Below are 11,606 nucleotides of genomic sequence, written 5' to 3'. Positions count from 1 at the left end.
GAGGACCCCGCCATGTCGACACCCTGGACCGCGCGCGCTGCCGAGATGGCGGCGATCTTCATGGTCGGCGACGGCCTCGTCGGACTCGCCCAGCCGCGCCGGCACGTCGATCTGTGGAAGGACCGATCGCTCGGCGCCGAGAAGACCGTGGCGCCGTTCGTCGACCGGCCGGGCCGCCGCCGGCTCTACGCGCTGGCGCAGATCGGCGCCGGCCTGTGGCTTGCCAGCCGCCAGCGGCCACGGTGATCCACGCCGCCGGCCTGCCGGGACTGGCAGCGCTGGCGACCGGGCTGTTCCTGTTCGCCGTGGCGCTGGTCGCACTGGCCGTGCTGCGCTGGCGACGACGGCGCGAAGCCGGCAGCCGGCGCGACGCCCTGTCGCTGGCCGGCATCGCGGTCCAGGCGCTCGGCGGCGGCATCGCCGCGAGCGGCCCGGTGGACGCGACCCTCGACCCGCTCGGCACCGCGGCGCTGGTGCAGGCGGCGGTGACCGCGCTGTTGCTCGCCACCGCACTCGGCCTCGTCATCCGGACAATGGCGACACGCGGCCGCACCCGGAGCCCCATCGCACCGGCGCTGGTGGTGATCGCACTGGCGCTGGCGCTCGGGCACCTGCCGCGCCTCGTGGTGGCGCTGCCGGTCTTCGCGCTGGGCACGTGGCTGCGCGCGCGCGCCGCTGAACGCCCGCGTTACGGCACCACCGTCGTGAACAGATAGGCGGCGAAGATCACCAGATGCACCACCCCTTGCAGGACGGTGGTCCGTCCGGTCCCCAGCGAGATCGTCGTCACGAACAACGACAGCGCAAGCAAGGTCATGCTCTTCGCCCCGATCCCCATCGCCAGCGGCAGCCCGAGCACCAGGCTGACGATCGCCACCGCCGGAATGGTCAGCCCGATCGTCGCCAGCGCCGATCCCAGCGCGAGATTGAGGCTGGTCTGCAACCGGTCGCGCCGCGCCGCATTGTACGCCGCCAGGCTCTCCGGCGCGAGCACCAGCGCCGCGATCACCACGCCGACGATCGCCAGCGGCAACCCGGCGGCAAGGATCGCCGCCTCGACCTGCGCCGACAGCCCCTTGGCGAGCAGCACCACCACGACCAGCGCGACCAGCAGCACGCCGAACGCGCTCCACGCGGTACGATCGTTCGGTGGCGGCGCATGTTCCTCCGGCTCGACATCGCCGGCGGGCAGGAAATAGTCGCGATGCCGCACCGTCTGCACCAGCACGAAGGTGCCGTAGAGCACGAGGCTGACGATCGCGACGAAGATCAGCTGCGACGGCGCATAGGTCGGCCCCGCCGCGCTCGTCGTGTAATTGGGCAGGATCAGCGACAGCACGACCAGCGCGGCCAGCGTCGCCAGCGCGGCGCTGATCCCGCGCAACGTGAATCGCTGCTCGCCATGCTTCAGCCCGCCGGTCAGCAGGCAGAGGCCGATGATGAAGTTGAGGATGATCATGATCGCCGCGAACACCGTGTCGCGCGCCAGCGCCGCGACATCGCCTGATCCGGACAGCATCAGCGAGACGATCAGCGACACCTCGATCACCGTCACCGCGATCGCCAGCACCAGCGTGCCGAACGGCTCGCCGACGCGATGCGCGACCACCTCGGCATGATGGACCGCCGCGACCACCGATCCGATCAGGACGACCGCCGCGACGATCGTGCCGACCAGCCCCATCGCATAGACCGACAGCAGCACGACCGGCACGCCCAACGCCGGGAACAGGATCGCCCATGCCGGCAGCCCCATCCAGCCTCTGGTTACGGTCATGCTGTCTCCTCCTGATCGTTACGGCAAGCCAATGCTCCTGGCCGGCGAAAAGGTCCGCGATGGCCGCGCCGCAAAGCTGCCGTTTACATTTTGATACGGATCAAGAATTCATCCGGCGCAACCGGCATGATCGGACCGGCCTGATGTAAGTTATTACGATTGTTCGGCTTTGTTATGGCTCCGCAATAAACCTGCGGCGTCGTTAACGGTTGGGTCAGGGTCGGTGCGACGCCGACATGTTTCTTCCCAGACACTGGAGACGCCGCAATGTATTATCATGACAAACGCCTGCAATATCCCGTCACCGTCGAGAAGCCGGACCCGCAGTTCGCGCGGATGCTGCAACAGGCGATCGGCGGCGTCGAAGGCGAGATTCGCGTCTGCATGCAATATTTCTTCCAGGCGTGGGGCAATCGCGCGCCGGACACGCGCTATCGCGACATGCTGCTGCACACCGCGACCGAAGAGATCGGCCATATCGAGATGCTGGCGACCGCCGTGGCGCTTAACCTCGACAAGGCACCCGCCTCGTTGCAGGAAGAGGGCGCAGCCGATGGCATCGTCGGGGCGGTGATGGGCGGCGAGCGGCCGCGCCACATCATCGAAGGGCTGATCCACAAGAATCTGCTGTCGAGCGGCCTTGCCGCGATGCCGATCGATTCGGACGGCGTGCCGTTCAACATGAGCCACATCTATGCCAGCGGCAACGTCGCCGCCGACATGTATGCCAACGTCGCTGCCGAGAGCACCGGCCGCGTCCTCGCGGTGCGCCTGTTCAACGCCGCGCATGACGAGGGCATGAAGAAGATGCTCCACTATATGATCGCGCGCGACACGATGCACCAGAATCAGTGGCTCGCGGTCGTCGAGGAACTCGGCGGTCTCACCACGCAGGCGCCGATTCCGAACAGCTTCCCGCAGAGCGAGGAAGACAACCAGAACAACTATAACTTCTACGCGACCTCGGTCGACGGCACCTTCCCCGAGGGGCGCTGGACCAGCGGTCCGTCGGTCGACGGCAAGGGCGAATACACCGTATTCCGCAACGAGCCGCTCGGCCAGGAACCGATCCTCGGCCCCGCCCGCCCCGACAGCGGCGCGCAGACCGACCAGATCGGCAAGGCCTGATCGTTCGGGGACCGGCGGCGGTGGAAGCGTCGCCGGTCCTCCTCGTCACCGCGCCTGCACCGCCCGAACCTGCGCGGGGCGGTCGAAGGCCTGGTCGCGATAGCGCCCGTCCTTCTCGACCCAGTGCAGGAACAGGTGCGCCGACCAGCTGTTGGGATTGGCATCCAGCCGCCCATGCCGATGATGCGTGCCTTGGTAGAGCACGCCATCGCCCGGCTGCATCGCCACCGAAGCATATGGCTGCGTTCCGAAATCCTCCGATACGGTCGGCAGCGGCACGTCAGTGCGCTCGGTCGCAACGGACAATGGCCACGGCTGGTCGTCGCCATAGGCTATGGTGAGCGACAGGCTGTGCTCGCAGGCCTGCCGATCCGAATGCACCCTGCACACGTCGCCTTGCTGATAGGCCCGAAAGTACGCGTAGGTCGGCAGCAACGCGCGTCCGACCACGTCGGCGACGCGCGGCGTCAGTCCCCACAGAAACGTGAGCATGGGCGCATATTGGAACGCATATATCTCGATCGCTGGCCGGCGAAGCAGCGGGCCACGAGCGGTGAAGCTCTGCAACGGCCGTCCGGCCGCCTGCAGATCGCTTTGCATCATCTGATAGAAGGCGAGCAGCACCTCCGGCACGAACAACTGCGGCAGGGCAACATGCCCATCGCGATGATAGCGTTCCGATAACGACATGATTCGGCTCGTTTCCCCGACGATGTACGGGGTCTACGAGAAGGCGAACGCCTGCGCTACGGCGATCGCCGCCGCCTCTCACCCGCCCATGACGAGCAGGATCGCGGGAAACAGGTTCTGGAGCACGTGCACCGCCACCACGACGCCGATGGCGCGCCAGAAGCCGCGCGGCCGCCAGGTGACGTAGAGCGTCGAGAAAATCAGGAACGGCCACCAGATCACCGCGCCCCATAATGGCGTGGCGAGGCTGTGCGCGATGCCCCACAGGGCGCTGCTGGCGATCACCGCCTGCCAGCCCGCCAGCCAGCGCAGCAGCAGGCCGAGCACACCGGCCATGACCAGCGTCTCGACCACCGGACTGAAGCCGGCGACGAGGAACAATTTCATCGGGCCGGAGGTATCGCCGAGATCGGGGCCCGGGCGGCCGGGCACCAGCCGTTCGATGATGGCACTCAGCACGATGCTGCCGACGATAGTCAGCAGCCAGCCGACGAGGATCGCCAGCCACGCCTGCCGCTGCCGGAACAGCAGCGGCGGCAGGATGGCGAGCGGCCCCCTGCCCTCATGCCATGCCGGACTGAGGTCCGGCGCCGTCTCGATCCGTGTTGCCATTATCGCTCCGTCGGTTGTCGGCCCGGTGTGGGCCGGCCAGCGTTAACCCCGGATGAGGCGACGCGGCTATTTGGCTGATTCCCCCCTCACACAGCGGGAGTGCCTATGAACATTCGCTGTTGCCCGACGCTTGCCGCCCACCCCCGTCACCCCGGACTTGTTCCGGGGTCCACCGGGCCGCGGGGGGACGCTGTGTTCCCAAGCCACTCTCCTCGCCGCAGGGTGGACCCCGGAACGAGTTCGGGGTGACGGACAGGAAGAGGGTGCCGATCGAACCTCACTGCCTCAGTTCCATACGACAGCCGCACCCGTCCGGGGCACAGCCGCCCGCGGCCACACCCCGCGCCCACGAAAAAGGGGCGCCGCTCGCGCGACGCCCCCATTTCCGCCCAAGGGAAAAGCCTCAGGCCGCGGCGCCCGCCCCATCCTTCTTCTTCTCGGCATAGACGCGAATCGGCTCCTTGCGGCCCTCGATCACGTCCTTGTCGATCATCACCTCGTCGACGCCATCCATACCGGGCAGGTCGAACATCGTGTCGAGCAGGATCGCCTCGAGGATCGAGCGCAGCCCGCGCGCACCGGTCTTGCGCTCGATCGCCTTCTTGGCGACCGTCACCAGCGCATCGTCGGTGAAGTCGAGCTCGACCTGCTCCATCTCGAACAGCTTCTGATACTGTTTCACCAGCGCGTTCTTCGGCTCGGACAGGATCTTGACCAGCGCCGGAATGTCGAGGTCCTCCAGCGTCGCGATCACCGGCAGACGGCCGACGAACTCGGGGATCAGGCCGAACTTGAGCAGATCCTCCGGCTCGGTCTGGCGCAGCAGCTCGCCGGTGCGCTTCTCCTCGGGTGCCGCGACATAGGCGCCGAAGCCGATCGACTTGCCCTGCAGACGGTCGCCGATGATCTTCTCGAGGCCCGAAAAAGCGCCGCCGCAGATGAACAGGATGTTCGTCGTGTCGACCTGCAGGAATTCCTGCTGCGGATGTTTGCGCCCGCCCTGCGGCGGCACGCTGGCGGTGGTGCCTTCCATCAGCTTGAGCAGCGCCTGCTGCACGCCCTCGCCCGACACGTCGCGGGTGATCGACGGATTCTCCGCCTTGCGGCTGATCTTGTCGATCTCGTCGATATAGACGATGCCGCGCTGCGCGCGCTCGACGTTATAGTCGGACGCCTGGAGCAGCTTGAGGATGATGTTCTCGACATCCTCGCCGACATAGCCCGCCTCGGTCAGCGTCGTCGCGTCCGCCATGGTGAACGGCACGTCGAGGATGCGCGCCAGCGTCTGCGCCAGCAGCGTCTTGCCGCAGCCGGTCGGGCCGACGAGCAGGATGTTCGACTTGCTGAGCTCGACGTCCGCACCCTTGGCGCCGTGGTTCAGGCGCTTGTAATGGTTGTGGACCGCCACCGACAGCACGCGCTTGGCGCGCTTCTGCCCGATGACGTAATCGTCGAGGACGTCGCAGATCTCCTGCGGAGTCGGCACGCCGCCGTCCTTCTTGGACACCAGCGCCGACTTCGTCTCCTCACGGATGATGTCGTTGCACAGCTCGACGCACTCGTCGCAGATGAACACGGTCGGTCCGGCAATCAGCTTGCGGACCTCGTGCTGCGACTTGCCGCAGAACGAGCAGTAGAGGGTGCTCTTCGAGTCGCCACCGCTCAGTTTCGTCATTCAAACTTCCTTGTCGCGGGTGAGGCCCCGCTGGTGAGGCCGGACATGGTAGCCCGGCCGTTACGCAAACCACAACGCCCAAACGTCCCTAACGGCTCGTTCCGGCGCGCAACTGCGCCTTTATGCCGCTGCGGCAGCATCTTCCGACGGAGTCGGGCGCTTGTCGAACACTTCGTCGACCAGCCCGAATTCCTTGGCTTCATGCGCCTCCAGGAACGTGTCGCGATCCATCCGACGCTCGATCTCCTCGATCGGCTGACCGGTGTACTGCGCGTACAGCTGGTTCATCCGGGCGCGGATGCGCAGGATTTCCTTCGCCTGGATCTCGATGTCGCTGGCCATGCCCTGCGCGCCGCCCGACGGCTGGTGGATCATGATCCGCGCATTGGTCAGCGCCACGCGCATGCCAGGCTCACCGCTGGCGAGCAGGAAGCTGCCCATCGACGCCGCCTGGCCGATGCACACCGTGCCGACGCGCGGACGGATATATTGCATCGTGTCGTGGATCGCCATGCCCGCCGTGACGACGCCGCCCGGCGAGTTGATGTACATGAAGATGTCCTTCTTCGGGTTCTCGGACTCGAGGAAGAGCAGCTGCGCGGTGATGAGGCTGGCCATGCCATCCTCGACGCCGCCGGTGACGAAGATGATCCGCTCGCGCAGCAGGCGGCTGAAGATGTCGAACGAGCGCTCGCCGCGGTTCGACTGTTCGATGACGATCGGCACCAGCCCCGCCTGGGTCTGCTGCAAGCCAAGGCCGGCACTGGCCATCGGGCTCATGAAGTCGCCGGTCTCGAACGGATTATGCATGAAAATCTCTCTATATGCCCCGAAGGATGCCAACATCGGCGCTCCCACGGGGGAGTTCAAGCCCCGGCAGTCGGGGCGGGATGGGCGAGATAGGCGAGCCGTCGCACCTCACGCCGGCCGCGTACCACGGTATCGAGGATCAGCCCCGCGAAACCGCACAGGGCGGCGATGATCATCAGCCCGGTGATCAGGATCGCGGTCGGGAAGCGCGGCACCAGATGCGTGTGCATATAGGTGATCGCCAGCGGCACGCTCAGCGCCACGCCAACGGCGGCGAACAGCGCGCCGATCACCCCGAAGAACAGCAGCGGCCGTTCGATCCGGTACAGCGTCAGGATGGTGCGCAGGATGCGGAAGCCGTCACCATAGGTGCTCAGCTTCGACGCCGACCCCTCGGGCCGCGCGTAATAAGGCGTCTCGACCTCCGCGCAGGGCATCTTGAGTTCGAGAGCATGGACGCTGATCTCGGTCTCGATCTCGAACCCCGACGACAGCGACGGGAAGCTCTTGACGAAGCGGCGCGAAAACACGCGATAGCCAGACAGGATATCGGTGAAGCTGCGCCCGAACAGCCGCGCGAGCATGCCGGTGAGCAACGCATTGCCGAAGCGGTGGCCGCGGCGATAGCTCTCCTGCACCTGGCTGACCCGGCTGCCGACCACCATGTCGCAGGGTTCGTCGAACAGCTTGGCGACCAGCGCGGGGGCGGAGGCGGCGTCATAGGTCGCGTCGCCGTCGGCCATGACATAGACGTCGGCATCGACGTCGGCGAACATCCGGCGGACGACATTGCCCTTGCCCTGGATGCGCTCGGTGCGGACCACGGCGCCGGCGGCGCGCGCCACCGCGACGGTGTCGTCGGTCGAATTGTTGTCGTAGACGTAGACGGTCGCACCGGGCAGCGCGGCGCGGAAGCCGGCAACGGTCTGCGCAATCGCCGCAGCCTCGTTGTAGCAGGGCAGCAGGACGGCGATCGTCGGTTGCGTCACGGGTGAATCCTCATCGCGGCGCTCGGCATGGGTCTACCCGATATCCGTCCGTTTGCCCTGAGCCTGTCGAAGGGCAATGCATCTCACGGTGCTTCAACAGGCTCAGCACCAACGGGTTTGGCATATTACACTGAATTTTGTCATCCCCGCGCAGGCGGGGATCCATAGACGCTGACGCTGCGGCTCGATCGGAGACCCGCGCGTCTGGATCCCCGCCTCCGCGGGGATGACAATGTGGGGAAGGAGCCGCAGCCCCCTCCCCGTACATCAGCCCTCGCTCGACGCGGCGGCCTTCTTCGCGCGCGGCTTCTTCGCCGGGGCGTCGGCGGCCTCGGTGCCTTCCGCGGCTTCCGCTGCGACCGGCGACGATTCGGTCACCGCAGTCTCGGCGTCGACCGGAGCGGCGGCCTTCTTGGCGCGCGGCTTCTTGGCGGGCGCTTCCTCGGTGCCGGCGTCGTCGGCCGGCGTCTCGGTCGCGGCATTGTCGCCCTCGGCGACCGGCTTCTTGGCGGCGGCCTTCTTCGGCTTGGCCTCACCCGCGGCCTTCTTCGCCTTGGGCTTGTGGTTGTCGTGATCGTGCGTGTGCGTGCCGGTCGCGAAACCGTCCTCGCTCTCGATCGCGGCTTCCAGCTCCTCGCGGGTCGCTTCGCGGTCGGTCACCTCGGCCTTATCGAACAGGAAGTCGACGACCTTGTCCTCGTACAGCGGCGCGCGCAGCTGGGCCGCCGCCATCGGCTCCTGCTGGACGTACTGGATGAAGCGCTGCTGGTCCTCGCCGCGATACTGCTGCGCGGCCTGCGCGATCAGGCGGTTCATCTCCTGCTGCGACACTTCGACGCCATTGGCCTGGCCGATCTCGGAGAGCAGCAGGCCCAGGCGCACGCGGCGCTCGGCGATCTTGCGGTAATCGTCGCGCTCGGCTTCCATCTCGGCCAGCGCCGCGGCGGGATCTTCCTCGTGCGTCGCCTCATGCTCCAGCTGCTGCCAGATCTGCGCGAACTCGGCCTCGACCATCGACGGCGGCACTTCGAAATCGTGACCCTCGGCGAGCTGGTCGAGCAACTTGCGCTTCATGTGGGTGCGGGTGAGGCCGTTATGCTCCTGCTCGATCTGACCCTTGATCAGGCCGCGCAGCTGCTCGAGGCTCTCGAGGCCGAGGTTCTTGGCGAGGTCCTCGTCGATCGTGCTCTCGGCAGCGACCTGGATCTTCTTGACGGTGATCTCGAAGGTCGCGGGCTGGCCGGCGAGTTCCTTGGCGCCATATTCCTCGGGGAAGGTCACGTTGAGCACCTTCTCCTCGCCCAGCGTCACGCCGACGAGCTGCTCCTCGAAGCCCGGGATCAGGCGGCCCGAGCCGAGCTCGACGCCCATGTCGGTGCCGGTGCCGCCGTCGAAGGCGACGCCGTCGGCGGTCTTGCCGACGAAATCGACGGTGACCAGGTCACCCATTTCGGCGGCCTTGCCCTCGGGCGCGTCGTCCCACTTCTTCGACTGGTCGGCGAACTTCTGCAGCTGCTCGTCGACCAGTTCGTCGGCGACCGGCACGGTCAGCCGCTCGAGCTTGAGCGAATCGATCGCCGGCGTCGGCACGGTCGGCAGCACTTCCAGCTCGACGGTGACCGCCGCGTCCTGGCCGGGCGCGTAATCGTCGTTGAGCGCGACCGAGGGCTGCATCGCGGGACGCAGCGCCTTGTCGGCGATCAGCTGCTGCACGCCCTGCTGGATCGCGCTGTTGAGCGCGTCGGCGGCGAGCGATTCACCATGCATCTTGCGGACGAGATTGGCCGGGACCTTGCCGGGGCGGAAGCCGGGCATCTTCACCTGCGGCGCGATGCGCTTCACTTCGGCATCGACCTTGGCGTCGATATCCTTGGCGGTGATGGTCAGCGTGTAGGCACGCTTCAGCCCCTCGTTCAACGTCTCGACAGTCTGCATGTTCGGCCTTCAATCTTGAGAAATCTGACGGAAATTCGTTAAGGCTGCCGTCCCGCCCGAAAGCGGCGGGACTGGTGCGGGCGAAGGGACTCGAACCCCCACATCTTGCGATGGCAGGACCTAAACCTGCTGCGTCTACCAATTCCGCCACGCCCGCACGAAGGACCCGCCGTAGGATTCCCGACACAGATAGTCTGCGACGGGCATCCCTTGGGCGCGCGTCTATACCAGCGTGGCGCCCGGGGGCAAGCAAAGAGGCAACCGGCGCGCACCCGGAACGTTGGACCATATGAAGGAGAGACCGACATGGCAACCCAGCCCCCACCCGAAACGCCGGCCCCGACCCCGCAGCCGGTCCAGCCGGACTCGCCGCCGCCCGAGATCCAGACGCCCGCGCCCGACGTCGACGTGCCCTCGCCGACGATTCCCGCCACCGATCCCGGCACGTCGCAGCCGGCGGAGATCTGACGATGAGCACCGATCCCAACGCGATCCCCGAGGATGCGCCAGACAGCAACCCCGACGCCCGCGACGACGAGCGCAGCGACATCGAGCAGGCGGTCGAGGCCCGCGCCGACGCGGTCGCCCGCGGCGAAGGCGGCAAGGAGCCCGCGCGCTTCACCGATCCCGGCGCCTTCGACGGCAACAGCGGCACCGGCGGCGAGGTCAAGAACCAGGACCTGACGCAACAATGACCTGGCGGCCCTTCGGGGCCGCTTTTTTGTGGGGCACGGCGGGCCCTTCCATTAGGAAGCCCGTACAGCCCAATACGGATCGTCGGCGCACACACAGCGAGAGGTTTGGTCGATCTCCTGTACAAACCCGTCACCCCGAACTCGTTTCGGGGTCCACCGGCCCGCAAGGGAATGGCTGGAGGCTCAGGCCTCGCCCCCCGCCGCGGAGTGGACCCCGGAACAAGTCCGGGGTGACGAGGAAAGTGAGGGACGCCGATCGCCTAGGCGCAACCCCGCATATATCGCGTCGGAACTCCGCCACGATGGCAGATCGACGGTCCACTGGCCCCACGTCCAACGAAGCCACTATTTCACCCGCCGCGCGGTCCGGATCGTCACCTTGGTCACCGGCACCTCGCCCTTGAACGCGCCGCGCAGCGTCGCGGTCGGCGAGACCGGTGCATCGAACACCTTCAGGATCGTATCCTGCCCCTCGACGACATGGCCGAACGCCGCATAGCCCAGATTGTCGCCCGGCTTGCCCGGGTCCGCGTCGAAGGAGGGCTGGTCGCCGATGCTGATCGTGAACTCGCCGCGCGCACTGCCCGGTTCGAACCGCGCGGTCGAGACGGTGAAGTCGGTGTGGCGGATACCGGTCTGCGTCGTCGGCTCGTGCTTGATCGGCGGCAGCAGCCGTTTGATCTCACCATCCGGCCCGAATTGCACGAAGCCGAAATGGTCGCCGATCTTCACCGCGCGATAGAAGCGCACCCCGTCGAGCCGCTTGCCGTCGACATATTTCAGGAAATTGCCCGCGCTGATCGGCGCGTGGACGGTATCCGCCTCGATCACGAACCGCCCGACACTGGTCTCGAACGCGACGCGCGGCAGCGCCGGTGTCGGCTGCGGCGCGGGCGCCGGTGCGGCCGGCGTCCCCTGTTGCGCCATCCCCGGCGCCGCGGCGAGCAACACGGCGACCGCCGCCAGTCGAACCAAACCGATCATTCCGCTCTCCTACCGCCAGCGGCTCAGACGAACCGCAACCGCACGTCCCGCCCGAACTCCGCACGGGCATCCTCGAAGACCTGCTCCGCGCGCCGGATATAGGCAAGCTCCTCCGCAGGCAGGCCGGCGACGTTGCGGACGATCACCGCGAACGGCGGGTCCAGACGGGCGATGCCGCCGCCGAGGCAGTCGAACAGCGCGTCGAGATTGCCCCCGACCCACGGCTCCGCGCCGAGCCGCGGCAGCAGCGCGGCGTAGAAATCGGCCCTGCTCCGCCAGCCGCGCGCGTCGAGGTCGATCGTCGTCACCGC

At 67.1% G+C, this 11,606-nt stretch carries 14 protein-coding genes and 1 tRNA gene; 5 read left to right on the top strand and 10 right to left on the bottom strand.

What is annotated here, in order from left to right; genetic code table 11:
- Positions 1 to 12: 12 nt before the first annotated feature.
- A complete protein-coding gene (locus HD841_RS13380) occupies positions 13 to 246 on the top strand; it encodes a hypothetical protein (RefSeq protein ID WP_179509343.1) in 234 nt (77 codons plus the stop codon).
- Positions 243 to 716 (top strand): hypothetical protein, encoded by a 474-nt coding sequence (locus tag HD841_RS13375; protein WP_179509342.1) that lies wholly within the window; start codon positions 243 to 245, stop codon positions 714 to 716. The genes HD841_RS13380 and HD841_RS13375 overlap by 4 nt, the downstream gene beginning before the upstream one ends.
- On the opposite strand, the gene HD841_RS13370 is transcribed toward HD841_RS13375, so the two are convergent.
- On the bottom strand, positions 689 to 1,777 hold the full coding sequence (locus HD841_RS13370; RefSeq protein WP_218845530.1) for a calcium:proton antiporter: 1,089 nt from the start codon (positions 1,775 to 1,777) through the stop codon (positions 689 to 691). The two genes, HD841_RS13375 and HD841_RS13370, sit on opposite strands and share 28 nt — an antisense overlap.
- 267 nt (positions 1,778 to 2,044) lie before the next feature.
- On the opposite strand from HD841_RS13370, the gene HD841_RS13365 reads away from it, so the two are divergent.
- Positions 2,045 to 2,905 carry a manganese catalase family protein gene (locus HD841_RS13365; RefSeq protein ID WP_179509341.1) on the top strand — a complete coding sequence of 287 codons (861 nt, stop codon included), beginning with the start codon at positions 2,045 to 2,047 and terminating at the stop codon, positions 2,903 to 2,905.
- A 45-nt stretch (positions 2,906 to 2,950) separates the two neighbouring features.
- Here HD841_RS13365 and HD841_RS13360 read toward each other — a convergent pair whose 3' ends face one another.
- The 7 genes from HD841_RS13360 to HD841_RS13330 form a co-directional block, all read right to left on the bottom strand.
- Positions 2,951 to 3,538, bottom strand: a complete 588-nt coding sequence (locus tag HD841_RS13360) for a hypothetical protein (RefSeq protein ID WP_373563017.1) — start codon at positions 3,536 to 3,538, stop codon at positions 2,951 to 2,953.
- A gap of 135 nt (positions 3,539 to 3,673) precedes the next feature.
- Positions 3,674 to 4,207 carry a hypothetical protein gene (locus HD841_RS13355; RefSeq protein ID WP_218845528.1) on the bottom strand — a complete coding sequence of 178 codons (534 nt, stop codon included), beginning with the start codon at positions 4,205 to 4,207 and terminating at the stop codon, positions 3,674 to 3,676.
- A 403-nt stretch (positions 4,208 to 4,610) separates the two neighbouring features.
- Entirely contained in the window at positions 4,611 to 5,882 is a 1,272-nt protein-coding gene (gene clpX / locus HD841_RS13350; protein WP_037533125.1) for an ATP-dependent Clp protease ATP-binding subunit ClpX, read from the bottom strand.
- Between the two features lie 120 nt (positions 5,883 to 6,002).
- Positions 6,003 to 6,692, bottom strand: coding sequence for an ATP-dependent Clp protease proteolytic subunit (locus HD841_RS13345; protein WP_306455781.1), 690 nt, complete (start codon positions 6,690 to 6,692; stop codon positions 6,003 to 6,005).
- A 56-nt stretch (positions 6,693 to 6,748) separates the two neighbouring features.
- Positions 6,749 to 7,681 carry a glycosyltransferase family 2 protein gene (locus HD841_RS13340; RefSeq protein WP_179509340.1) on the bottom strand — a complete coding sequence of 311 codons (933 nt, stop codon included), beginning with the start codon at positions 7,679 to 7,681 and terminating at the stop codon, positions 6,749 to 6,751.
- A 267-nt stretch (positions 7,682 to 7,948) separates the two neighbouring features.
- On the bottom strand, positions 7,949 to 9,616 hold the full coding sequence (gene tig, locus HD841_RS13335) for a trigger factor (protein WP_179509339.1): 1,668 nt from the start codon (positions 9,614 to 9,616) through the stop codon (positions 7,949 to 7,951).
- A gap of 72 nt (positions 9,617 to 9,688) precedes the next feature.
- Positions 9,689 to 9,773, bottom strand: a tRNA-Leu gene (locus tag HD841_RS13330).
- Positions 9,774 to 9,922: 149 nt separating this feature from the next.
- On the opposite strand from HD841_RS13330, the gene HD841_RS13325 reads away from it, so the two are divergent.
- Positions 9,923 to 10,084 (top strand): hypothetical protein, encoded by a 162-nt coding sequence (locus HD841_RS13325; protein ID WP_169742536.1) that lies wholly within the window; start codon positions 9,923 to 9,925, stop codon positions 10,082 to 10,084.
- Between the two features lie 2 nt (positions 10,085 to 10,086).
- Positions 10,087 to 10,311, top strand: a complete 225-nt coding sequence (locus HD841_RS13320) for a hypothetical protein (RefSeq protein WP_179509338.1) — start codon at positions 10,087 to 10,089, stop codon at positions 10,309 to 10,311.
- A gap of 345 nt (positions 10,312 to 10,656) precedes the next feature.
- On the opposite strand, the gene HD841_RS13315 is transcribed toward HD841_RS13320, so the two are convergent.
- Positions 10,657 to 11,295, bottom strand: a complete 639-nt coding sequence (locus HD841_RS13315) for a peptidylprolyl isomerase (protein ID WP_373563016.1) — start codon at positions 11,293 to 11,295, stop codon at positions 10,657 to 10,659.
- Between the two features lie 23 nt (positions 11,296 to 11,318).
- Positions 11,319 to 11,603: a barstar family protein gene (locus tag HD841_RS13310; RefSeq protein WP_179509337.1), complete on the bottom strand. Its 285-nt coding sequence runs from the start codon at positions 11,601 to 11,603 to the stop codon at positions 11,319 to 11,321.
- Positions 11,604 to 11,606: the final 3 nt, after the last annotated feature.

This window comes from Sphingomonas melonis (assembly GCF_013409985.1).
In the GTDB taxonomy this organism is placed as follows: domain Bacteria; phylum Pseudomonadota; class Alphaproteobacteria; order Sphingomonadales; family Sphingomonadaceae; genus Sphingomonas; species Sphingomonas melonis_A.
The sequence above is the reverse complement of the archived record's forward strand: the minus strand, read 5'-3'. Positions and strand labels throughout refer to the sequence as shown.